The 22286-nt window shown below is 70.3% G+C and carries 19 protein-coding genes; 10 read left to right on the top strand and 9 right to left on the bottom strand.

What is annotated here, in order from left to right; translation table 11 throughout:
* The first annotated feature begins 50 nt into the window (after positions 1 to 50).
* The gene (locus ASG91_RS06815; protein WP_056922300.1) at positions 51 to 1928 is read left to right on the top strand and encodes an acyl-CoA dehydrogenase; all 1878 of its coding nucleotides are present in this window, start codon (positions 51 to 53) and stop codon (positions 1926 to 1928) included.
* Between the two features lie 212 nt (positions 1929 to 2140).
* Here the strand turns inward: ASG91_RS06815 and ASG91_RS20575 are convergent, their stop codons facing one another.
* Both ASG91_RS20575 and ASG91_RS06805 read right to left on the bottom strand, forming a co-directional pair.
* Positions 2141 to 2911, bottom strand: coding sequence for a CHAP domain-containing protein (locus tag ASG91_RS20575; protein WP_157606172.1), 771 nt, complete (start codon positions 2909 to 2911; stop codon positions 2141 to 2143).
* Between the two features lie 185 nt (positions 2912 to 3096).
* Positions 3097 to 3363, bottom strand: a complete 267-nt coding sequence (locus ASG91_RS06805; protein WP_157581679.1) for a DUF6458 family protein — start codon at positions 3361 to 3363, stop codon at positions 3097 to 3099.
* Positions 3364 to 3621: 258 nt separating this feature from the next.
* On the opposite strand from ASG91_RS06805, the gene ASG91_RS06800 reads away from it, so the two are divergent.
* Complete coding sequence (locus ASG91_RS06800; RefSeq protein ID WP_056921894.1) at positions 3622 to 4947, top strand: HNH endonuclease signature motif containing protein; 1326 nt, start codon at positions 3622 to 3624, stop codon at positions 4945 to 4947.
* Between the two features lie 15 nt (positions 4948 to 4962).
* On the opposite strand, the gene ASG91_RS06795 is transcribed toward ASG91_RS06800, so the two are convergent.
* Genes ASG91_RS06795 through ASG91_RS06785 form a run of 3 tightly spaced genes read right to left on the bottom strand, consistent with a single transcriptional unit; the run spans position 4963 to position 9634 of the window.
* Positions 4963 to 6804, bottom strand: a complete 1842-nt coding sequence (locus ASG91_RS06795) for an NHL domain-containing thioredoxin family protein (protein WP_056921893.1) — start codon at positions 6802 to 6804, stop codon at positions 4963 to 4965.
* Positions 6804 to 7634, bottom strand: a complete 831-nt coding sequence (locus tag ASG91_RS06790; protein WP_371262033.1) for a carbon-nitrogen family hydrolase — start codon at positions 7632 to 7634, stop codon at positions 6804 to 6806. Before ASG91_RS06790 ends, ASG91_RS06795 begins: the two co-directional genes overlap by 1 nt.
* The gene (locus ASG91_RS06785; RefSeq protein WP_056921892.1) at positions 7631 to 9634 is read right to left on the bottom strand and encodes a cytochrome c oxidase assembly protein; all 2004 of its coding nucleotides are present in this window, start codon (positions 9632 to 9634) and stop codon (positions 7631 to 7633) included. Before ASG91_RS06785 ends, ASG91_RS06790 begins: the two co-directional genes overlap by 4 nt.
* A 62-nt stretch (positions 9635 to 9696) precedes the next feature.
* On the opposite strand from ASG91_RS06785, the gene ASG91_RS06780 reads away from it, so the two are divergent.
* The 8 genes from ASG91_RS06780 to ASG91_RS06745 all read left to right on the top strand — a co-directional run bounded on the left by ASG91_RS06780 (position 9697) and on the right by ASG91_RS06745 (position 17182).
* A complete protein-coding gene (locus tag ASG91_RS06780) occupies positions 9697 to 10551 on the top strand; it encodes a maleylpyruvate isomerase family mycothiol-dependent enzyme (RefSeq protein ID WP_082592252.1) in 855 nt (284 codons plus the stop codon).
* A gap of 91 nt (positions 10552 to 10642) precedes the next feature.
* Positions 10643 to 11146, top strand: coding sequence for a MarR family winged helix-turn-helix transcriptional regulator (locus tag ASG91_RS06775; RefSeq protein ID WP_056921891.1), 504 nt, complete (start codon positions 10643 to 10645; stop codon positions 11144 to 11146).
* 1 nt (position 11147) lies between these two features.
* Positions 11148 to 12896 (top strand): MDR family MFS transporter, encoded by a 1749-nt coding sequence (locus ASG91_RS06770; RefSeq protein WP_056921890.1) that lies wholly within the window; start codon positions 11148 to 11150, stop codon positions 12894 to 12896.
* 182 nt (positions 12897 to 13078) lie between these two features.
* Positions 13079 to 14041 carry an ABC transporter ATP-binding protein gene (locus ASG91_RS06765; RefSeq protein WP_200961249.1) on the top strand — a complete coding sequence of 321 codons (963 nt, stop codon included), beginning with the start codon at positions 13079 to 13081 and terminating at the stop codon, positions 14039 to 14041.
* A complete protein-coding gene (locus ASG91_RS06760; RefSeq protein ID WP_056921888.1) occupies positions 14034 to 14942 on the top strand; it encodes a hypothetical protein in 909 nt (302 codons plus the stop codon). Before ASG91_RS06765 ends, ASG91_RS06760 begins: the two co-directional genes overlap by 8 nt.
* Before the next feature lie 27 nt (positions 14943 to 14969).
* Positions 14970 to 15884, top strand: coding sequence for an ABC transporter ATP-binding protein (locus ASG91_RS06755; RefSeq protein ID WP_056921887.1), 915 nt, complete (start codon positions 14970 to 14972; stop codon positions 15882 to 15884).
* A 3-nt stretch (positions 15885 to 15887) separates the two neighbouring features.
* On the top strand, positions 15888 to 16631 hold the full coding sequence (locus tag ASG91_RS06750; RefSeq protein WP_056921886.1) for an ABC transporter permease subunit: 744 nt from the start codon (positions 15888 to 15890) through the stop codon (positions 16629 to 16631).
* Positions 16632 to 16804: 173 nt separating this feature from the next.
* Complete coding sequence (locus ASG91_RS06745; protein ID WP_157581678.1) at positions 16805 to 17182, top strand: hypothetical protein; 378 nt, start codon at positions 16805 to 16807, stop codon at positions 17180 to 17182.
* A gap of 88 nt (positions 17183 to 17270) precedes the next feature.
* On the opposite strand, the gene ASG91_RS06740 is transcribed toward ASG91_RS06745, so the two are convergent.
* From ASG91_RS06740 to mgrA, 4 genes are all read right to left on the bottom strand, one after another.
* Positions 17271 to 18716, bottom strand: a complete 1446-nt coding sequence (locus ASG91_RS06740) for a dihydrolipoamide acetyltransferase family protein (RefSeq protein WP_056921884.1) — start codon at positions 18714 to 18716, stop codon at positions 17271 to 17273.
* A 17-nt stretch (positions 18717 to 18733) separates the two neighbouring features.
* Positions 18734 to 19708, bottom strand: a complete 975-nt coding sequence (locus ASG91_RS06735) for an alpha-ketoacid dehydrogenase subunit beta (RefSeq protein ID WP_056921883.1) — start codon at positions 19706 to 19708, stop codon at positions 18734 to 18736.
* Positions 19708 to 20907 carry a pyruvate dehydrogenase (acetyl-transferring) E1 component subunit alpha gene (pdhA, locus tag ASG91_RS06730; RefSeq protein ID WP_056921882.1) on the bottom strand — a complete coding sequence of 400 codons (1200 nt, stop codon included), beginning with the start codon at positions 20905 to 20907 and terminating at the stop codon, positions 19708 to 19710. Before pdhA ends, ASG91_RS06735 begins: the two co-directional genes overlap by 1 nt.
* Before the next feature lie 316 nt (positions 20908 to 21223).
* Complete coding sequence (gene mgrA / locus ASG91_RS06725) at positions 21224 to 22270, bottom strand: L-glyceraldehyde 3-phosphate reductase (RefSeq protein ID WP_056921881.1); 1047 nt, start codon at positions 22268 to 22270, stop codon at positions 21224 to 21226.
* Positions 22271 to 22286 lie beyond the last annotated feature (16 nt).

The following is a 22286-nucleotide window of genomic DNA, read 5'->3' as shown; positions in this document are numbered from 1 at the left end:
AGGACGAACGCACGACGACAACGACGTTTCGAGACGTGGAGGTGCCCGCGATGGGCCACTACAAGAGCAACCTGCGCGACCTGGAGTTCAACCTCTTCGAGGTCTTCGGCCGCGGCGAGGTGCTGGGTCAGGGCCACTACTCGGAGGTGGACCCGGACACCGCCCGCGAGATGCTCAAGGAGGTGTCGCGCCTCGCCGAGCACGAGCTGGCCGAGTCCTTCTCGGACGCCGACCGCAACCCGCCGGTCTACGACCCGCAGACCTACTCGGTGACCATGCCCGAGTCGTTCAAGAAGAGCTACCAGGCGTACGTCGACTCCGGCTTCTGGAGCGTCGACGTGCCGGCCGAGCTCGACGGCACCGTCGCTCCCCCCAGCCTCAAGTGGGCCATGAACGAGATGGTGCTCGGCGCCAACCCGGCGATCGCGATGTTCGCGGCCTCCTACTCGTTCGCCAACCTCCTCTACATCCTCGGCAACGACGAGCAGAAGAAGCTCGCCCACTGGATCGTCGAGAAGGGCTGGCACTGCACGATGGTGCTGACCGAGCCCGATGCCGGCTCCGACGTGGGCGCCGGCCGCACCAAGGCCACCGAGAACGCCGACGGCACCTGGAACGTCACGGGCGTCAAGCGGTTCATCACCTCCGGTGAGTCCGACATGACCGACAACGTCATCCACTTCGTGCTGGCCCGCCCCGAGGGCGCCGGCCCCGGCACCAAGGGACTGTCGCTCTTCATCGTCCCGAAGTTCCAGATCGACCTCGAGACCGGTGAGCTGGGCGAGCGCAACGGCGCCAACGTCACCAACCTCGAGCACAAGATGGGCCTCAAGGTCTCCACGACCTGCGAGATCACGTTCGGCGACAAGGCGCCCGCTGTCGGCACCCTGCTCGGCGACACCCATGACGGCATCGCGCAGATGTTCCGCGTCATCGAGCACGCGCGCATGCTGGTGGGCACCAAGGCGATCTCGACCCTGTCGACCGCGTACCTCAACGCGCTCGACTACGCCAAGGAGCGCGTCCAGGGCGCCGACCTGACGCAGCAGACCGACAAGGCCGCGCCGCGCGTCACGATCACCCACCACCCCGACGTCCGCCGCTCCCTGATGACGCAGAAGGCCTACGCCGAGGGCCTGCGCGCCCTGGTGATGTACACCGCGACCCAGCAGGACACCGTCCACCAGGCCTTCCTCGAGTCCGGCTCCGAGGCGATCGCCGCAGACACCCCGGCCGAGATGGCCAACCGGGTCAACGACCTGCTGCTCCCCATCGTCAAGGGCGTCGGCTCCGAGCGCGCCTGGGTGCTGCTCGGCACCGAGTCGCTCCAGACCCTCGGCGGCTCCGGCTTTCTGCAGGAGTACCCGATCGAGCAGTACATCCGCGACGCGAAGATCGACACCCTCTACGAGGGCACCACCGCCATCCAGGGCCTCGACTTCTTCTTCCGCAAGATCATCCGCGACAAGGCCCAGGCCCTCTCCCACGTGGCCTTGCAGGTGCAGGAGTTCGCCAAGGACCTCGGGGCCGACGGCGGGCGCCTCGACACCGAGCGCGAGCTGCTCGGCAAGGGCCTCGAGGACGTCCAGGGCATCCTCGGCTACATGGTCGGTGAGCTGATGAAGTCCGACCCGCGGCAGGACGGTGGCGACGTCACCAACCTCTACAAGGTCGGCCAGAACACCTCCCGCCTCCTGTTGTCCGCCGGCGACCTGATCATCGGCTGGCTGTTGCTGCGACAGGCCTCGGTGGCCGCCAAGGCCCTTGGGACGGAAGGTGTTTCGGCCAAGGACCGCGACTTCTACGAGGGCAAGATCGCCGCCGCGTCGTTCTTCGCGCGCAACGTCCTGCCGAAGATCGCGGCCGAGCGCCAGATCGCCGAGTCGACCGACAACGCGCTGATGGACGTCCCCGAGTCCGCCTTCTGACGCGTCCCTCACTGCACCACGCAGGTATGCCGCGTGGTCCCAGCACGACCGAAGGGCTGGCTTCCCCTGGAAGCCAGCCCTTCGGCATACCTGCCCTGCGTCTGGACAGAGTCGTGGTCCCGCCCTCCCCTCCGGGGACGAGCGCACTCACCAGTGGTTCGGATCAGCGAGCCAAACGGATGTCTCAGCCTGACGGCTGACCGGGCGTCCGTCTACGTGAAGCGGATGAAGTCGCTGAACTGCTCGCTGCCGGTGCCCTTCGTGGCGCGGCGGTAGCTGTAGGTGTCGGAGCGCACGTGGTTGTACTCCTCCACCATGAAGCTGCCGTCGCTGTTGACCTTGGCCACGTAGGCGACGTGGCCCCAGGTGCCGCTGCTGCGGACCGCGATGTCACCGACCCTGGGGGACTTGTAGACCGGGATGCCGGCGGCGCGAGCGGCGTTGTCCCAGTGCTCGGCGTTGCCCCAGTGCTGGCCCTTGTAGGAGTTGGAGAAGGCGACCCCGCGGTTGTGGCGAACCCGCCAGGCGGCGAAGGAGGTGCACTGGCCCTTGTAGAAGTTCCACGGGTCGACGCCGGAGGTGGCGCCGCGGTAGGGGTAGTCGTCCTTGATCGCGCCGGTCGGGGCCGGGGTGCTGCCGCCGCACCTGGGGGCGACGAAGCCGTCCCGACCGGTGTAGACGTAGGCGTCGGAGACGTAGCGGCCGGTGCCGATCTTGTCCCAGATGTTCGAGGTGCCGTAGGTGCCCTTGACGGTCGTGCCGTAGGTCTGGCACCTGATGTCGACCCTGGTGCCCTTGGCGATCGTGGTCACGGCCTGGTAGCCGGTGCCCGGGCCGGAGCGGACCGTGAGGGTGGCCCCGCTGGTCCGGATCGTGCCCGTGGCCGCATCGGCGATGGCCGCGCCACCGGCGACGACCGAGAGGCCGAGGGCCCCGGCGAGGGCCAGCCGGACCGGCTTCTGGCTGAGGGTGAGTGAGCGCATTGCGTTCTCCTGCTTCGTGTTTCGGATCGGCCCGTCCCCCTGGTGGAACCGGCTGCTGATGACGAAGGTAGGAACCTGGCGTGCACCCGTCGATGGGGAGCACTACCCGCGGGGGCGCGGCACGCACGACGGGGCGGAGGGGAGCTCTCCCCTCCGCCCCGTGGCGGTGAAACTGCGTGGGTGTGTCAGACGCGACCGTCACGGTCGACGTCGACCTCGTCGACCTGCGTGCCGGTGGCCGGGTCGGTGTGGCTGACCCGGCGGGCCGAGTAGCCACCACCACCGACACCACGACGGTTCGTCACGACGAGTGAGAGCAGGATCGCGAGGAGGCCGGCGGCCATGCAGATCCAGCCGATCACCTCGAGGTTGACCACGTCGGTGGACGCGTTGAGTGCGAAGGTGAGGATCGCACCGACGACGATCAGGAAGATGCCGAGTCCGATGTACATGCTTCACTCCTGGGGGATTGCGGGCACTGGTCGCCCGTTGCCTCGACTCTATCCGCCGAAAGGCCCTGACCTGCGGCAACGCGGCGCATTCTTCGCATACCGACCCCGGGTCCAACAGCCCCTTCCGGGCTCGGGCCGGCCTTGGGGGTCTGGCTCGGCCGGCTCGCCCACCCACTGCCACGCACCTGACCATCTTTCTGGCCAGCTTCCTGTGGATCGTGCTTGTCTTCGAACACGTGTTCGACTACAGTTGCCTACATGTCCTCAGCCGCCGCCCTCCACGCCGTCCCGCTCGGGACGGTCGAGGTGCTGCGCGAGATCGACGAGGCACTTGATCGCCTGCCGCACGGCGACGTGGTCGGGGCCGCCGATGCCAGCGCCGCCCTGAGCATGGCGGACAAGGTGATCACGCGGTTGCAGGCGGTGCGGCTCTCGCTGGTCGCGGAGGCCGACCGGTCCGAGGTGGCGTCCGAGTCGGGGATGACCGGTACCGGTGCCTGGCTGGCGGCCTGCACGCGACGCGATGGGAGCCAGGCAGCGCGCGACGTCCGCCTCGCGACCGCCCTCGACAACGGCCTCGACGCCACCCGGGAGGCGCTGGCCGCCGGTGCGGTGTCGACCGAGCACGCCCAGGTGATCGCGACGGCCACCGCCCAGCTGCCGGAAGGCCTCGATGCCACGGAGCGCACCGCGATCGAGACCGCGCTGGTGCGCCGGGCCAAGCTCGTCGACCCCGGCACCCTGCGTCGCGACGGCCGACGGGCGCTGGCTGCGGTCGAGCGGTCGCAGGCGGAGGTCGACGCCCACGAGGACCAGGTCCTGCGCACCCAGGAGGACGAGGCGCTGGCGAAGTCGCGCCTCACCTGGCACCAGAACGGCGACGGCACGACCAGCGGCCACTTCACCCTGCCCACCCTCGCCGCGGCGATCCTCGTCAAGACGGTCCAGCATGTCGCCTCGCCGCGGAGGTTCGCCCAGCAGGCGGCCAAGGCAGCAAGGGCGGCCGGTGCCACGACCGCAGCCGAGGCCGCCGACGCCACCTGGGACGCCTTCCGCGCCGCCGACGGCGACTGGGCCCACCGTTACGGCTCCGCCTTCGTGGAGCTGCTCGAGCACCTGCCCACCGACACCCTCTCGGGCAAGGTCGCGGCGACGGTGGTCGTGACGGTCGACCACGAGCAGCTCAAGGCATCACTCGGAGCGGCGCACCTCGACACCGGCCACGACCTCTCAGCCAGCGAGGCGCGACGGCTCGCCTGCAACGCGGGCATCGTCCCGGCGGTGCTCGGGGGCAGGTCGGTGCCGCTCGACCTCGGTCGGCAGGAGCGCTTCTTCACCGAGGCTCAGCGGGTCGCGCTCGCGACGGTCTACGACACCTGCGCCGCGGAAGGATGCGACCGGCCCTACGCCTGGTCCGAGCTGCACCACGAGGATCCGTGGGCGAGCGGCGGTCACACCGACCTCGCGCTCGCGGTGCCGTTGTGCGGACACCATCACCGCCGAGCGCACGATCCCCGCTACTGGCACCGAGTCGACACCGACGCCCACGGGAAGAAGTCCGTCATCTACTCCCGGCGGAGCTGAGCCCTGATGGGTCAGTCACGCTCCACGCAGGTCGAGATCGAGGCGATCGGTCGCGCCGTCGACCAGGACGACCGGGATGCCCCAGTCCTGTTGGTAGAGATGGCAGGCCGCGTGGTCGGGCACCTCACCGGTCACCGGGTCGCCGTCGCACGAGGCGGCCCGCACCGAGATGTGCAGCACCCCGTCCCCGGCCGCCGGGTCGAGGACCAGCGTGCGGGTCAGGCCCTGCGCGCTCCCGGCGCCGTCACGCAGGAGGCCCTCCGGGGTGGCCGAGACCATCAGCCGGGTCGGGTCGCCGTAGCGGTGGTCGAGCTTCTGCCCGGTGGGCGGGGTGAAGTGGACGGTCAGGGTGAGCGCTCCGGGGGCGACCTCGGTGCGCGGGCGCTGGGTCTGGTGCGCGAGACCGTCGACGCGCTGGGCCTTGTCGGGCAACGGGATCCGCACCAGCTGGTGTGCGGCCGACTCGACCACGACGAGCACCGAGCCATCCGAGTCGTCGTCCCGCCCACTCTGCTCGACCACTGCGTCCGACGGCTCGAGCAGGCCGGTGGCGAGGGTGCTGACCTCCGACGTCGCGGGGTCGAACCGGCGGATCGCGCCGTTGTAGGTGTCGCTGATCGCCACCGACCCGTCGGGCAGCACGGTGACGCCCAGGGGGTGCTGGAGCAGCGCCTGGTCCGCGGGGCCGTCCCGGTGCCCGAAGTCGAACAGTCCCTGGCCGACGTGGGTGGTGACGACGAAACCCTCGTCGGCGACGTCGAGCGAGCGCAGCGCCGAGGTCTCGGAGTCGGCGACCCACAGGCGGGAGCCGTCCGGCGAGACAGCGAGCCCGGACGGCTGCGCGAACCACGCCTCGTCCGCGGCCCCGTCGCGAATCCCCTCTGCCGACGTGCCGCCCAGCACCGCGACCGTGTTGTCCTGGGGGTCGGTGGCCAGGTGCAGCGCCCAGAGTTGGTGGGTGCCTGCCATGGCGATGACCACCCGGTCGATGAACCAGGCGAGGTCCCAGGGCGTGGAGAGGTCCTGCTTGAGCGCGGGGCCGCTGCCGGACCGTTCGCGGAGCTGGCGGCCGGTGCCGGCGAGCAGGATCCACTCGCCGTCGGCCAGCCGGAGTCCCTTGACCTGGTGGTGCACCGAGTCGGCCACGACCACGTCGTACCCCACCCGGTCGGCGGTGGCAGTCGGAAGCACGAGCACGCCCTGCGGCTCCGCGAGGTCCTCCCTGAACCGTCGTCGCTCGGTGACCAGGTCCGGCTCGAGCCAGACCAGCTCGTGGTGGGCGGTGTCGGAGACGAGGAACGACCCGTCGTCGAGGACTGCGGCCTTGCCGGGGAACCGCAGCGCGGTCTCGGGAGCCGGCGGCGCGGCATACGGGGAGTCGCCCCGACGGAGGGTGCCCTTGGCGGTGTGCTCGGCCACGAGCTCCTCGACGAGGACCGCCAGTCCGTGCGCGTGCCCCTCACCGGACATCGACGCGACGATGTAGCCCTCGGGGTCGATGACGACGAGGGTGGGCCAGGCGCGGGCGGTGTAGGCCTGCCAGGTGATGAGGTCAGGGTCGTCGAGCACCGGGTGGTGCACGGAGTAGCGCTCGACGGCGGCCGCCAGGGCGTCCGGGTCGGCCTCGTGCTCGAACTTGGGCGAGTGCACCCCGATGAGCACCAGCGAGTCGCTGAACTTCTCCTCCAGCGGCCGCAGCTCGTCCAGGACGTGCAGGCAGTTGACGCAGCAGAACGTCCAGAAGTCGAGCACGACGATCCGGCCGCGCAGCTCCTCCAGCGACAGCGCCGCGCCGGCGGTGTTGAGCCAGCCGCGCCCGACCAGCGGTGGGGCCTTGAGCCGATGACGCGCGCGCATCAGAGCCGGCGGTCCTGGAGGACCGGGAACTGGTCGCGCCAGGTGGTGATGGCGTCGAGGTCGACGTCGACGCTGAGCACCTGTTCGCCCGAGCCGGCCATCGCGAGCGCCTCACCGCTCGCCGAGATGACCTGCGAGTGGCCGCCCATCTCGGTGCCCGCGTGGGTGCCGCCGGTGTTGCAGGCGATCACGACGCACTGGTTCTCGATCGCTCGGGCGTGCGCCAGCAACGTCCAGTGCCGCACCCGCGCGGCCGGCCACGCGGCCGGCACGATGAAGACGGTGGCTCCGGCGTCGAGCTGGCGACGGTAGAGCTCAGGGAACCGCAGGTCGTAACAGGTCGACAGCCCCGCGCTGAAACCTTCTCGTTCGACCACGACGATGTCCTCGCCGGCGTCGAGCAGCTTCGGCTCCCCCGAGCCGAAGCCGAACCGGTGGATCTTGCGGTATGCCGCGACGAGCCCGCCGTCCGGGCCGTAGAGGAGCGAGGTGTTCCAGAGGCCACGACCATCGGACCCCACCTCGCTCGAGCCTTCGTGGCCTGAGCTCGCTCGTTCGATGATCGAGCCGGCGTGGAGCAGCACCCCGGCGTCCCGGGCCGCGGCCGACATGGCCGACCCGATCGAGCCCTCGACGGGCTGCGCGCGGGAAGCCCACTCGCGATAGGAGAACCCGCCCGGCGCCCAGAGCTCGGGCAGCACCACGAGGTCGTGGCCGGCCTGGGCGCGCACCAGCGCGGCGACCCGCTCGATCCGGTCGTCCATCGACTCGTCGTCGCCATACGCAATCTGGACCACGGCCACCCGCAGCACCGCATCCCGCACGTTCACTGCCGCCTCTCGTTTCGGCGCTTGAGCTCCTGCAAGTGTGCGTTGTACGCGGCCAGCTCCGCATCCCCGTCGCGGTCGGCCTGCCGGTCCTTGCGCTTGGTCTCAGCGCGGTCGGTGCGCACCCAGGCGACGGCGACGAGCAGGGTGAGGATGACGGTCGGCGCCTCCCCGATGCCCCAGGCGATCGCGCCGGCCTCGTGCTGGTTGCCGAGCGGGTTGGTCATCCACGGGAGCCGCACCAGCTCGAAGAAGCCCGGTGCGAGCAGCGTCGAGCTGCCGGTCATGACGACCCCGAAGAAGGCGTGGAACGACATCGTCGCGAACAGCACGACGAGCAGCATCAGCGGTGGCCACTTCTTCGGGCCCGGGTCGATGCCGATGAGCACCCAGGTGAAGAGGTACCCGGTGAGCAGGAAGTGCACCATCATCAGGACGTGCCCGGTGTGGGTGCGCAGCGCGAGCTCGAACAGCGGCGAGTAGTAGAAGATCGCCAGGCTGAAGAAGAACAGCGCAGCCGCCACCACCGGGTTGGCGAACACCTTGAGCAGCCGCGAGTGGACGACCTGGAGGACCAGCTCGCGGGGTCCCCAGGTCTTGTCGGGGCGGGCTGGGAGGGCCCGTAGCGCGAGCAGGATCGGGGCCGCCGGCACCAGCAGGAGCGGCACCAGCATGGCGACGACCATGTGCATCACCATGTGCATCGAGAAGAGCACCCGACCGTAGACGCCCGGGGCACCCGAGGTCGCGTAGACGAAGACCGCCCAGCCGAGCACCCAGACCACGGTGCGGTGCAGCGGCCACGCGTCGCCCCGCTTCCTCAGTCGTTGCACCCCGGCGACGTAGAGCCCCACCGCGACGACCGCGAGGCTGAGCCAGAGCCAGTCGGTGGTCCACGAGGTCAGCCACGAGTCGCCGGTCAGCGGGCCGGGGTCGGGGTAGCCGGTCAGCGCGAACACCGGGGAGGGGTCGTCGACCGCGGTGTCCGGGACCGGCGGGGCGCTGCGCGCGAGCGCCACCGCGGTGCCCATCGCGATGCCCATGACCACGAGCTCGACGACGACGAGGCGCAGGAAGGCCGTGGACCGGCCGGCCCGCAGGCCGGCGAGCAGCGAGCGGCGGTGCCGCCACCCGGCATACCCGAGGAGCAGCAGGGCCGCCGTCTTGACCAGGAGCAGCACGCCGTAGCGGGTGCCCAGGTCGCTGAGCGGGCCGATCCGGATCAACGCGCTCTGCAGGCCCGACAGGGCCACCGCCCCGAAGCACCAGCCGGCCAGCGTCGAGTAGCGCGACGCGGTGGCGGCGAAGTCGTACCCGTCAGCGAGGAGCGGCCGCAGCAGGGCGAGGGCCAGCAGGCCGCCGACCCAGACGGTCACCCCGACGAGGTGCACCGCGAGCGCGTTGACGGCGGTGCTGTGGTCGGTGGCTCCGGCCGCGTGCCCGGCGAGGGCCAGGGGCAGCACGCCCAGCACGGCGAGCAGGGACAGCCAAGCCATCGTGGCGCGGCTGTTCGCGACGAGCGCCCCGAGCGAGATCACCGCCGCGACCCCCGCGGTGATGAGCGCCACCCGGGTCGGCTCGTAGGACCACGCGAACGTCGTGAACTGCTGCCCGAAGGCCGGGTCGGTCAGCGGGATGCCGATCGAGTCCGCCATCGTGAGGGCCGCGCCTGCGGCGCCCGCGAGCGCCCACAGACCGGCGGCGATGCCGGCGAGCCGGGTGGCGATGAGGCGACGGTTCGTGCGGGTGGTCTCCGGCACGAGGTATGCCGCGTGGACCAGCAGCCCGATCGTCACCGCCGCAGCCAGGTCGTGGACCACTCGGGTGTAGAGGATGCCCCAGCGGACGAAGGCCCCGGGGTCGGCGACGACCGGTGCCGTCGCTGCCTCGCCGATGACCGCGGCGAGCGGCACGGCCAGCACGGCTGCGACGCCGAGGGCCAGCAGCGGCACCCGGGCCGGCCCCAGGTCCTTGCTCCCGGCGGCCGCGACGGTGGAGGTCATGCGCACAGCCTAGGTAGCGAACTGTTCGACCGGGACAGAGCCCGTGCTCGTAGGGTGGGGGCATGCCTCTGCACCCGGCAGCACCCGAAGACCTGGCCGGACTCGTCGCGGCCTACCAGCAGACCACCCAGGCGGTGGTCGACCTCGGCCACTCCTGCTCGGATGCCGACTTCGCCCTGCCCACCGCGTGCCCGGGGTGGACCGTCAAGGACCAGATCTCGCACGTCGTCGGCCTCGAGTCGTGGCTGCACAGCGGCGACAACCCGCGGGTCGAGCTGCCCGACTACGAGCACATCCACAACGCCGAGGGGAAGTTCCTCGAGCGGGCCGTGGAGATCCGGCGGCCGATGGTCGGCGCCAAGGTGGTCGCCGAGCTGGAGACCATTGCGGCGCAACGGGTGGAGCAGTTCACCGCCCCCGGCGTCACCCTCGACACCGTGGTGCGGGGCGCCTGGGGCCCGGCCCCGTTGAGCGAGAGCCTGCCCACCCGGATCCTCGACATCTGGACGCACGAGCAGGACATCCGCCAGGCGCTCGGTCGTCCCGGGGACCTGGACTCCGGTGGCGCCGTCGTCTTCATGCACCTGCTCTTCGCGTCGTTGCCCAAGCTGATCGCCCGCAACGCCCAGATCCCGCCGGGCAACGTCGTCATCATCGAGAGCACCGGCCCCGTCGTCGGCCGGGCCGGCGTCTGGGTGGAGTCGAGCGACGACGGCAAGCCACGCGGCATACCGCTGTTCTCCGGCATCGCCCACGACGGCGACCCGGACGACGTGTTCACCACCATCACGCTCTCGACCGATGCGCTGACCCGGCGGGCTGCCGGGCGCGGCACCGTCGACGACATCCACTTCACCGTGCAGGGCGACGAGGCCGTCGCCCGCCAGGTGCTGCAGAACCTGGTGTTCGTGCCCTGAGAGCTTCTGCTGTTTGTTTGCCGCACACAACCATTTCGTGATACTTGTATGTTGCAAGCAACCTCTCCTCTCTCTACACGCAGGTACCCCCATGTCGCAGCACCAGCTCGACCGGGAGACGGCTGAACGCGTCAGCGTCGGCCTCATCCGGTTGATGAAGCTCCTGCAGGCCATGCGCCAGCACGCACCACGGATCCACCCGGCGGTTGACGCCACCGCGTACCCGATCCTGTTCAACCTCGCCGCGGAGCCGCGCCGCGTCTCGGTCCTCGCCGAGGTCGTGCACTCCGACGTCTCCACCGTGAGCCGTCAGGTGAGCACCCTCGAGAGCCACGGCCTCGTCGACAAGGTGAGCGACCCCGCCGACGGACGCGCCCAGGTCGTCCAGCTCAGCGAGGAGGGCACCCGGCTCCTCGCCCGCATCCAGCAGAGCCGGACCGAGTGGTTCCGCGAGCTGATGGGTGACTGGACTCCCGAGGAGGCCAGCGACTTCGCGGGGCACCTCGAACGGTTCGGCGCCGACCTCGAACGCCACCGCAAGAACCTCGCCAACCCAACTCCCTCACCCGCCCCGACTCGTTCCTCGGAGAACTGACATGGCAGCCGCCGCCCCCGCCCGTCCCGACGGGCCCCTGACCCACCGACAGATCATCACGATCCTCGTCGGCCTGATGATGGGCATGTTCCTCGCCGCCCTCGACCAGACCATCGTGGCCACCGCCATCCGCACCATCGCGGACGACCTCAAGGGCCTCGACGAGCAGGCCTGGGCCACCACCGCCTACCTGATCACCTCGACGATCGTCACGCCGCTCTACGGCAAGCTGTCCGACATCTACGGCCGCAAGAAGTTCTTCTCGGCCGCGATCACGATCTTCGTCATCGGCTCTGTCCTCTGTACTCTCTCGCAGTCGATGCTCCAGCTGGCGTTCTACCGCGCCGTGCAGGGCCTCGGCGCCGGCGGGCTGTTCTCCCTGGCGCTGGCCATCATCGGCGACATCGTCCCGCCCCGGGAGCGCGCCAAGTACCAGGGCTACTTCCTCGCCGTGTTCGGCACCTCCAGCGTGCTCGGCCCGGTCATCGGCGGGTTCTTCGCCGGCCAGAGCAGCATCCTCGGCGTCGACGGCTGGCGCTGGGTCTTCCTCGTGAACGTGCCGATCGGCATCGCCGCGCTCTTCGTCGTGTCGCGCACCCTGCACCTGCAGCACACCCGTCTCGACCACCGCATCGACTGGTGGGGCGCGGCCACGCTGACCCTCGGCCTGGTGCCGCTGCTCCTCGTCGCCGAGCAGGGCCGCGACTGGGGCTGGGGCTCCGGGCGCTCGATCGCCTGCTACGTCGTCGGCATCATCGGCGTCATCGCGTTCCTGCTCGTCGAGCGGGCCATGAAGGACGAGGCGCTGCTGCCGCTCACGCTCTTCCAGGAGCGGACCGTCGCGGTCGCCTCGGGTGCCTCGGTGCTCATCGGCATGGCCATGTTCGGTGGCCTCGCCTCGCTGCCGCTCTACCTCCAGATCGTCAAGGGTGCGTCGCCGACCAAGGCCGGTCTGCTCCTGCTGCCCCTCACGCTCGGCATCATGGCCGGCTCGATCATCTCGGGCCAGATCATCAGCCGGACCGGCCGCTACCGCCGCTTCCCGATCATCGGGTCGGCCCTGCTGGCGATTGCGCTGTTCGTCTTCCACTTCATCAAGGCGGACACCCCGCTGTGGCAGACCAGCATCGTCATGGTCGCGTTCGGGCTCGGGTTGGGCTTCAACTTCCAGCCCCTGACCCTCGCCGTCCAGAACGCCGTGTCCCCACGCCTGATCGGCGTCGCCACGTCGTCGGCGACCTTCACCCGGCAGATCGGCGGCACGCTCGGCACTGCGGTCTTCCTCTCCATCCTCTTCTCCACCGTGCCCGACAAGATCAACGCGGCGATGGTCAAGGCTGCCCCGACGAAAGAGTTCCAAGGCGCACTCCACGACCCGGCCGTGCTCTCCGACCCGGCCAACGCCGCGTTCGCCAAGGGGCTGCAGTCGGCGGCCCAGGGTGGTGACCCCGGACCCATCGCCAACGTCCTCAAGGACAGCTCGATCATCGAGAAGCTGGACGCCCGTCTGGCCAAGCCGATCCTCACCGGGTTCTCTGACTCCATGGACCTGGTGTTCCTGGTCGGCGCCGGCGTGATGGTGATCGGCTTCCTCGTGATGCTGCTGCTCCCGCACGTCGAGCTGCGCGGCGGCTCGGCCTACTCCGAGCGCGGCGCCGCAGACAAGGCTGACAGGGACAAGGCGGACGCTGACCAGGCTGACGCTGACGCTGACGCGGCAGCCGTGGCGCCCCCCGCGATCGGCCACTGATCCGAGCCAGCACGACGAGGCGAGGTATGCCGCGGACCCACGACCGCGGCATACCTCGCCTCTCCTGGGCTGGCCGCACGTCGGGGTCTTCCCTGAAGCTCCCCTGAATCTGCACCGAACCTCCCCTGAATCTGCACGGAGTCGCCCCGGTCGACCCGACTGGCGCGGCTACTGTGACTCGCGTGGAACCAGTTCACGCGGGGGTCGTGGTGCAGACCCAGCGCCTCACCAAGGACTACGGTGCGGTGCTGGCCCTCGACGCCCTCGACCTCGAGATCGGTCCGGGGATCACCGGACTGGTGGGGGCCAACGGGGCCGGCAAGTCGACGCTGCTCAAGATCCTGCTCGGGCTGGTCCCTGCGACCGGTGGCCGAGCGCAGGTGCTCGGGCACGACATCGCGACCCAGGGACCGGCGATCCGGGCGGCGGTGGGCTACCTGCCCGAGCACGACTGCCTGCCACCCGATGTGAGTGCGAGCGACTTCGTCGTGCACATGGCGATGATGTCGGGGCTGCCCAAGGTCGCCGCGCGCGAGCGGGCCGCCGAGGTGCTGCGGCACGTCGGTCTGGCCGAGGAGCGCTACCGGCCGATGGGCGGCTACTCCACCGGCATGAAGCAGAAGGCCAAGCTCGCCCAGGCGCTGGCCCACGACCCGCGGCTGGTGCTGCTCGACGAACCGACCAACGGCCTCGACCCCGCCGCGCGCGACGAGATGCTCGGCCTGGTGCAGCGGATCGGGCACGACTTCGGGATCGCGGTCATCGTCACCTCGCACCTGCTCGGCGAGCTCGAGCGGGTGAGCGACCACGTCGTCGTCCTCGACGGCGGCCACCTCCTGCGGGCCTCGCGCACCGACGAGTTCCTCGACGCCACCGGTGTCCTGCTGGTCGAGGTGCTCGGCGACGACGCGACCGCCCGGATGGCGCAGGCACTGGCCGCGGCCGGGGTGGCGACCACTCCGCGTGGCGCCCTCCTGACCGTCGACGCCACTGCCGGCCATCCCGACGGGCACGAGGTGCACGACAGCCACGACATCCACGACATCCACGACGTCATCCGCGACACCGCGAGCGACCTGGGGGTGGGCCTGGTCCGGCTGCAGGTCGACCACCGCCGGATCGAGGATGTGTTCAGCGATGAGTGAGCTCTCCACCGATCCCTCCTCCGCGACCCCCGAGGGCCGCAGCGTCATCCACGACCTCGGCTACCGCCCCTACACCGGCCCGCGGCTCGGACCCGCAGCGATCGCCCGGGCCCTGCTGGTCACCGGTTTCCGCAACGCGTTCGGGCTCGGCCGCTCGGGCCGCTCGAAGGTGCTGCCGTTCATCCTGCTCGGCCTCAACATCCTGCCCTCCGTCATCATCGGCGGGGTGATGGTGTTGGTCGGCCTCAAGGAGCTGCCGATCGGCTACGCGCAGTACGCCTCGACGACGCAGGTGCTGCTGGGCATCTTCGTCGCAGCCCAGGCCCCGGTGCTCTTCTCGCGCGACCTGCGGCACGGCACCATCTCGCTCTACCTCGCGCGGCCGCTGCCGTCCGCGACCTACGCGATCGCCCGGTGGGGCGCCCTCCTCGGCGCGACCCTGGTCTTCCTGGTGTCCCCCGTCGTGATCCTGTATGCGGTGGCGTTGCTGGGTGAGCTGGACGTCTCCGACCAGAGCCGCGATGCCGCCGTGGCGGCCGGGATGGCCGTGCTGCTCGCCCTCGCACTGGCCGGCGTGGCCGGGCTGATCGCCTCGTGGTCGACCCGGCGGGGGTTCGCCGTGGTCGCGACCATCGCGCTGCTGTTGCTGGGCAACGGGATCGTGACGGCGATCCAGGCCATCGCCGGCGAGGAGCACCACGCGCGGGTCGGCGAGGTCGCCGGGCTCTTCTCGCCCTACTCGCTCTACCGCGGGCTGATGGCGATGTGGGCCGATGGCGACATCGCGACGCCACCGACGGGCGTGCCGATGCAGACCGCCTACGTCGTCGTGTTCGTCGGCCTGTCCGCCGCCTGCCTCGGCGGCCTGGTCTGGCGCTACCGGCGGGTGGCGACGGCATGAGTGCGCCGCGCCCGGGGAGGCCGTCGCATGTCTGAGATCAGGATCGACCAGGCCTCGCGCTGGTACGGCAACGTCGTGGCCGTCAACGGCATCTCGATGACGGTGCGGCCCGGCGTGACCGGGCTGCTCGGTCCGAACGGTGCGGGCAAGACCACGCTGATCGCCCTGATGTCCGGCTTCCTCGCGCCGTCGGCCGGGTCGGTGACCCTCGACGGCACACCGATCTGGCGGCACACCGACGCCTACCGCGTGATCGGCCTGGTGCCCGAGCGCGAGCTGAGCTTCGGCTACCTCACCGGCCGCGAGTTCGTGCAGGCGAACGCCGAGCTGCACGGGCTCGCCGACCCCGGCGCCGCGACCGAACGCGCCCTCGACGTGGTCGAGATGGGCGAGCCCGCCGCCCGCCGGATCGGCACGTACTCCAAGGGCATGCGACAGCGCGTGAAGCTCGCCTCGGCCCTCGTGCACGACCCTGCTGTCCTGCTTCTTGATGAGCCGTTCAACGGCGTCGACCCCCGCCAGCGGCTGCACCTGATGACCCTGCTCCGGCGGATGGGGTCGGAGGGTCGCACCGTGCTCTTCAGCTCGCACATCCTCGAGGAGGTCGAGCAGGTCGCCCGGCAGATCGAGGTCGTCGTGTCGGGGCGGCACGCGGCGTCGGGCGACTTCGGCCAGATCCGCCGCCTGATGACGGACCGCCCGGTGCAGTACGTCGTCGTGGGTGACGACGACCGCGGCCTGGCCAGTGCCCTGATCGGCGAACCCTCGGTGGTCGCGGTGTCGCTGCGACCGAAAGGTGGCGTGGACGTGTCCGTCTCCGACTTCGGGGCCTTCACGGTCCGGCTGCCCCAGGTGGCCCGGCAGCACGGCATCCGGATCCTCGAGCTGACCCCGACCGACGAGTCGCTCGAGAGCGTCTTCGCCTACCTGGTGGGGGGCTGACGCATGCCGACCCGGAACCCCGCGCCACTCACACCACCGCTCAACCCCACGATCCTGCGGCTGTCCCGCCAGGCCCTCCTCGGCCGCCGCCGGGGCCTGGTGCTCGTCATCATCCCGACCGTGCTCCTCGCGCTGGCCGTCATCGTCGCGGCCCTGACCGACGACGCCGTCGGCTACGAGTCCGTGCTCACGCTCGGGTACACCCTCGCGTTGCCGCTCGTCGCCCTCCTCGCCGCCACCGCGGTGCTCGGTCCCGAGGTGGACGACGGGTCGATCGTCTACCTGATCTCCAAACCGGTGAGCCGGCACGTGATCGCGCTCAGCAAGTTCGCGGTCGCGTGGGCTGCCACGGTCGTGTTCGGGGGCCTGCCGCTGCTGGTCGCCGGGCTGGTCCTCGACAGCGGCGACACCCGCCAGGCCGTGGCGTGGGGAGTCGCCGGAGTGGTGGCGGGCACGGCCTACACCGCACTCTTCATCGCGCTGGCCGCGTTCACCCGGCACGCCGTCGTCATCGGGCTGCTCTTCGCGCTGCTGTGGGAAGGGCTGCTCGGCTCGCTCCTCGGCGGGATCAAGTGGGTCTCGATCGGCGCGTGGGGGCGTGGCGTCGGCCACGACGTCAGCGGGCAGCTGACCGGGCCCGGCACCGGCCTGACCTACGCCCTGGTGGCCGCCGTCCTCCTCACCGTCGCGGCACTCTGGTTCACCGGCGACCGGCTGCGCTCGTTCACCCTCCGCGGCGACGAGTAGTCGCAACGTCGCCCTTCTGCACGGCAACACCACTCAGTGCGCCACACGGTTGCCCAGTGCTGCTCAGTGCTGGCAAACCCTGATGATCGTCTTCATCGCGCGCCAAACACCATCTCGCTGCATACTCCGAATGCCCCGAGGCCTCGGGGCTGACCACCAGCGAAGGGATGACCATGTCGACGAGACGCAAGGTGTGGGGGGCAGCCGTGGGTGCAGTCGCGCTGGCTGTGCTGACCACGACCCCGGCCTACGCCAGCAACCCCGTCCTGACCCACTCGTGGGCCACCGGCAAGTACCTGGACCTGACTGACCAGCTGTGCGCGAAGGTCGACAGCGGTTTCAACACCTCGGCGACGTGGGCGACGGCCGAGATCCGGCTCAACGGGGTCACGCAGTGGTCGAAGACCGACTACGGCAACGGGGACAACCAGTTCGTCTGCACGGCGAACCTCAGCATCCCCGAGGACAAGGCCTACGTCCTGGTGGTGTCGGCCTGCACGGTGTACGCCAACCCGCACTGCACCTCGGCGAAGACGGACTTCTTCAGCTGACCCGCGGCCGCCCGTTCCGAGGCGAGCTCGCGGCGCTGTGCCTTGCCCCAGTCGTCTGGGGCAAGGCACAGCGCCGGAAAGTGCTCGCTCAGCCCCAGACGAGGCCACGTGCCGGGTCGGCGAGGATCGCACCGACGTCGGCGATGAACTTGCTGCCGAGCTCGCCGTCCACCAGCCGGTGGTCGAACGACAATGCCAGCTGGGTGACCCAGCGCGGCTCGATCGTCTCGGTGCCGTCGGCGGCGGTGACCACCCACGGCTGGCGACGGATCGCGCCGAACGCGAGGATCGCCGCCTCACCCGGGTTGATGATCGGGGTGCCGGTGTCGACTCCGAAGACGCCCACGTTGGTGATCGTGATCGTGCCGCCCGACATCTCGGCCGGCTGGGTGCGACCGTCGCGGGCCGTGGCGGTCAGCGCTCCGATGGCCTCGGCCAGCTGTCGCATCGACATCTGGTCGGCGTCCTTGATGTTCGGGACGATCAGGCCCCGCGGGGTGGCGGCGGCGATGCCGAGGTTCAGGTAGTGCTTGACCACGATCTCCTGGGCGGCCTCGTCCCACGTCGCGTTGATCTCGGGGTGACGACGGATCGCGACGGCCATCGCCTTGGCCAGCACCAGCAGCGGCGTGACCTTGACGTCCTTGAACTCGCGGTCCTTCTTGAGCCGTTCGACGAGCTCCATGGTCGCCGTCGCGTCGATGGTGACCCACTCGGTGACGTGCGGCGCCGTGAACGCGCTGCCGACCATCGCCTGCGCGGTCATCTTGCGCACACCCTTGATCGGGATCCGCGTCTCGCGCTCCCCGCCGCCGATCGCTGCGTTGCCGGCAGCGCTGCCCGCACCTCCCGCCGCGTGGGCGTCGACGTCGGCGCGGCTGATGATGCCGCCCTCGCCGGAGCCGGCGACGGTGGCCAGGTCGATGCCGAGGTCCTTGGCGTACTTGCGCACCGGCGGCTTGGCCAGCGCGCGGGCGCCACCCTCACGGGCGACGGGGGCCGACGCGGCCGGCAGGGTCGCCACCGGCTGTTCGGCGACGGGGCTGGCCGGCTGGACGGCAGGTGCCACGTCGCCCTTGCGGGGACGTCGCTTGGCCTCGGTCTGCTTGACGCCGTAGCCGACGAGGACGGCGGTGCGACCGGTCGACGTGGTGCCGCCGATCTTGCCCTCCTCGATCTCCTCCTCGTCCGAAGCAGCTGCGGCCGCGGCGGCCATCTTGGGAGCGGGCGAGCCCTCGATGCCGGGCTCGACGGCACCGGCAGCGGGCGCGTCCTGCACGGAAGCCGGTCCACCCGCGGTGTCGACGGAGATGATCGGCGTGCCGACCTCGACCGTGTCGCCTTCGGACACGTGCAGCGCGGTGACGGTGCCGGCGAACGGCACCGGCAGCTCGACCAGCGACTTGGCGGTCTCGATCTCGACGATGATGTCGTTGACCTTGACCGTGTCGCCGACCTTGACGTTCCAGGTGACGATCTCGGCCTCGGTCAGGCCCTCACCGGGGTCCGGGAGCTTGAACTCTTTGACTGCCATGGGTTTTCGCGCCCCTCTCAGAAGGCCAGCGAGCGGTCGACGGCGTCGAGCACCCTGTCGAGGTCGGGGAGGAACTCCTCCTCGAGCTTGCTCGGTGGGTAGGGCAGGTTGTACCCGCCGACCCGGAGCACAGGCGCCTCGAGGTGGTAGAAGCAGCGCTGCTGGAGGGCGGCCGCGATCTCGGCACCCATGCCCAGGAACGTGGACGCCTCGTGGACGATGACGGCCCGACCGGTCTTCTCGACCGACGCGGCGACCGTGTCGAGGTCCAGCGGGCTGAGCGACCGCAGGTCGATGACCTCGAGGTCCTTGCCCTCGGCGGCGGCGGCCTCGGCCGCCTGCAGGCAGGTCTTGACCATGGGGCCGTAGGCGACCAGCGTCGCAGCGGTGCCCTCGCGGCATACCTGCGCCTTGAGCAGCTCGCGCGGGGCGGCGGACTCGTCGACCTCGCCCTTGTCCCAGTAGCGACGCTTGGGTTCGTAGAAGAGCACCGGGTCGTCGGACTCGATGGCCTGCTGGATCATCCAGTAGGCGTCCTCGGCGTTGGAGCAGCAGACCACCTTGAGGCCGGCGGTGTGCGCGAAGTAGGCCTCGTTGGACTCGGAGTGGTGCTCGACCGCGCCGATGCCACCGCCGACGGGGATGCGGATGACCATCGGCAGCTTGATCTTGCCGAGCGAGCGGGCCCGCATCTTGGCGACCTGGCTGACGATGTGGTCGAACGCGGGGTAGATGAACCCGTCGAACTGGATCTCGACGACGGGCCGGTAGCCGCGCAGCGCCATGCCGATCGCGGTGCCGACGATGCCGGCCTCCGCGAGCGGGGTGTCGATGACGCGGTCCTCGCCGAAGTCCTTCTGGAGGCCGTCGGTCACGCGGAAGACGCCACCGAGCTTGCCGATGTCCTCACCCATGAGGACGACCTTCGGGTCGCGCTCCATGGCGGCGCGCAGGCCGTTGTTGATGCCCTTGGCAATCGTCATGGTGCCCATCAGTGGCTCCCCTCGCCCTCGAAGCCCGCGTGGTAGGCGGCGAACTCCCGGCGCTCGGCCTCGACGACCGGGTGCTCCTCGACGTAGATGTGGTCGAACATCGAGTCGGGGGTCGGGTCGGGCATGGACAGGCAGCCCTCACGGACGGTGACGGCCAGCGCGTCGGCCTCGACCTCGATCGCGTCGAAGAACTCCTGGTCGGCCTTCTGGGTGTGCACGAGGTAGGACTTCAGCCGCTCGATGGGGTCGCGGTGCTTCCACACCTCGACCTCGGCGGAGACGCGGTACTTGGTGGGGTCGTCCGAGGTGGTGTGCGCGCCCATCCGGTAGGTGTAGGCCTCGATGAAGGTCGGGCCGTTGCCGGAGCGCGCCGCGTTGAGCGCCTGCTGGGTCACGGCGTACACGGCCAGGACGTCGTTGCCGTCGACCCGCACGCCGGGGAAGCCGAAGCCGCGGGCCCGCTGGTAGAGCGGGATGCGGGTCTGCCGCTCGTTGGGCTCGGAGATGGCCCACTGGTTGTTCTGGCAGAAGAACACGACCGGGGCGTTGTTGACCGCCGCGTAGACGAACGACTCGTTGACGTCGCCCTGGGCGGTCGCGCCATCACCGAAGTAGGCGATCACAGCGGCGTCCCGCTCGTCGTCGCCGGTGCCGACGTCACCGTCGCGCTGGATGCCCATCGCGTAGCCGGTCGCGTGCAGCGTCTGGGCGCCGATGACGATCGTGTAGAGGTGGAAGTTCTTCTCGTTCGGGTCCCAGCCACCGTGGTTGACGCCCCGGAACAGGCCGAGCAGGTTGAGCGGGTTGACCCCGCGGCACCAGGCGACGCCGTGCTCGCGGTAGGTCGGGAAGGCGTAGTCCTGCGGGCGCATCGCGCGACCGGAGCCGACCTGGGCCGCCTCCTGGCCGAGCAGGCTGGCCCAGATGCCGAGCTCACCCTGGCGCTGGAGCGCGGTGGCCTCGGCATCGACGCGGCGGATCAGCACGAGGTCGCGGTAGAAGCCGCGCAGGTCCTCGTCGGTGAGGTCCTTGACGTACTCGTCGTACTCGGTGTTCTCGACGCGCTGGCCCTCGGGCGTGAGCAGCTGGACCATCTCGGGCCCACCGTCACCGACCTCGGGGACCGGGGCGGTCAGCTCGGCGAGCACCTCGTCCTCATGCTCGACGCTCGTGGCGCCGGCGACTGCGTTGTCGCTCACTGGAACTCCTTCTTCACCCGGGCGGGGTCTCCGCCGTCGTGGGGCGGCTGGTGTGGGGCGCGCTTGTGGCGGCGCTCACAGGGGGCCTTACCCGGCCAAGATATCGGGACGGCGGAAAATCTCAGAATCCGGACTCCGGCATGCTTCCCACCAGCGTGTTTGCCTGCCGGACGACTCCGCGTGTGCCGCGCGCCCAGGTGCCGCACGCCTCACCTTTATCGGGTGACCCGATAAAGGGTGGCTTCACCCCGGAACGGTTCCGGGGTGAAGCCGGCGTTTGTCCCTAGACCCGATAAAGGTGGGACTCAGTGCTGGCTCAGGTGAGGCGGGACTGGGTGCGCCAGAGGTCGATGCCCGCCTCGACGGCGTCGCGGTCGATCTCCTCGAGCTCCGCGTCGCTGAACCTGAGGTTGCCGACCGCTGCGGCGGAGTCCTCGAGCTGGCCGACCGACGAGGCCCCGATCAGCACCGAGGTCACCCGGTCGTCGCGCAGGGCCCAGGCCAGCGCCAGCTGGGCCAGCGACTGGCCCCGCTCGGAGGCCAGGTCGTTGAGCTTGCGGACGTGGGTCAGCGTCTCGCCGGTGAGCAGGTCAGGGGACAGGGACTTGCCCTGGCTGGCCCGCGACCCCTCGGGGATCCCGCCGAGGTACTTGTCGGTCAGCATCCCCTGCGCGAGCGGGCTGAACGCGATGCAGCCGATGCCGCGCTCACCGAGGGTGTCGAGCAGGCCGCCCTCGACCCAGCGGTTCACCATCGAGTAGGACGGCTGGTGGATGAGCAGCGGCACGCCCATCTCGTCGAGGAGGTCGGCCGCGCGCGCGGTGAGCTCGGGACCGTAGCTGGAGATGCCGGCATACAGCGCCTTGCCCTGCTTGACGATGCTCGCCAGCGCGCCCATCGTCTCCTCGAGGGGGGTGTCGGGGTCGGGGCGGTGCGAGTAGAAGATGTCGACGTAGTCGAGCCCGGTGCGCTGGAGGGTCTGGTCGAGGCTGGCGACCAGGTACTTGCGCGAGCCGCCGTCGCCGTAGGGTCCTGGCCACATGTCCCAGCCGGCCTTGGAGCTGATGATCAGCTCGTCGCGGTAGGGGCGGAAGTCGGCGGCGAAGTGGCGCCCGAAGTTCTGCTCGGCACTGCCGTAGGGCGGGCCGTAGTTGTTCGCCAGGTCGAAGTGGGTGATGCCGATGTCGAAGGCCCGCCGCAGGATCGCGCGCTGCACGTCGAACGGCTTGTCGTCGCCGAAGTTGTGCCACATGCCGAGGCTGACGGCCGGCAGCCGCAGCCCGCTCTGCCCGACCTTGCGGTAGGGCATCGGACCGTAGCGGTCGGGGCGGGCGAGATAGGGCGGGAGCCAGGTGTCGACCATGGCCCCAGTCTGTCGC

It is taken from the genome of Phycicoccus sp. Soil802 (assembly GCF_001429605.1).
In the GTDB taxonomy this organism is placed as follows: Bacteria; Actinomycetota; Actinomycetes; order Actinomycetales; family Dermatophilaceae; genus Pedococcus.
Note: the sequence above shows the minus strand (reverse complement) of the source record. Positions and strands in the feature narration are given on the sequence as shown.

Coding starts and splice junctions, on each gene's coding strand:
- ASG91_RS06815 (WP_056922300.1), top strand. CDS start 51: ATGGGCCACTACAAGAGCAACCTGCGCGACCTGGAGTTCAACCTCTTC.
- ASG91_RS20575 (WP_157606172.1), bottom strand. CDS start 2,911: ATGCGCTCACTCACCCTCAGCCAGAAGCCGGTCCGGCTGGCCCTCGCC.
- ASG91_RS06805 (WP_157581679.1), bottom strand. CDS start 3,363: ATGTACATCGGACTCGGCATCTTCCTGATCGTCGTCGGTGCGATCCTC.
- ASG91_RS06800 (WP_056921894.1), top strand. CDS start 3,622: ATGTCCTCAGCCGCCGCCCTCCACGCCGTCCCGCTCGGGACGGTCGAG.
- ASG91_RS06795 (WP_056921893.1), bottom strand. CDS start 6,804: ATGCGCGCGCGTCATCGGCTCAAGGCCCCACCGCTGGTCGGGCGCGGC.
- ASG91_RS06785 (WP_056921892.1), bottom strand. CDS start 9,634: ATGACCTCCACCGTCGCGGCCGCCGGGAGCAAGGACCTGGGGCCGGCC.
- ASG91_RS06780 (WP_082592252.1), top strand. CDS start 9,697: ATGCCTCTGCACCCGGCAGCACCCGAAGACCTGGCCGGACTCGTCGCG.
- ASG91_RS06775 (WP_056921891.1), top strand. CDS start 10,643: ATGTCGCAGCACCAGCTCGACCGGGAGACGGCTGAACGCGTCAGCGTC.
- ASG91_RS06770 (WP_056921890.1), top strand. CDS start 11,148: ATGGCAGCCGCCGCCCCCGCCCGTCCCGACGGGCCCCTGACCCACCGA.
- ASG91_RS06760 (WP_056921888.1), top strand. CDS start 14,034: ATGAGTGAGCTCTCCACCGATCCCTCCTCCGCGACCCCCGAGGGCCGC.
- ASG91_RS06755 (WP_056921887.1), top strand. CDS start 14,970: ATGTCTGAGATCAGGATCGACCAGGCCTCGCGCTGGTACGGCAACGTC.
- ASG91_RS06750 (WP_056921886.1), top strand. CDS start 15,888: ATGCCGACCCGGAACCCCGCGCCACTCACACCACCGCTCAACCCCACG.
- ASG91_RS06745 (WP_157581678.1), top strand. CDS start 16,805: ATGTCGACGAGACGCAAGGTGTGGGGGGCAGCCGTGGGTGCAGTCGCG.
- ASG91_RS06740 (WP_056921884.1), bottom strand. CDS start 18,716: ATGGCAGTCAAAGAGTTCAAGCTCCCGGACCCCGGTGAGGGCCTGACC.
- ASG91_RS06735 (WP_056921883.1), bottom strand. CDS start 19,708: ATGGGCACCATGACGATTGCCAAGGGCATCAACAACGGCCTGCGCGCC.
- mgrA (WP_056921881.1), bottom strand. CDS start 22,270: ATGGTCGACACCTGGCTCCCGCCCTATCTCGCCCGCCCCGACCGCTAC.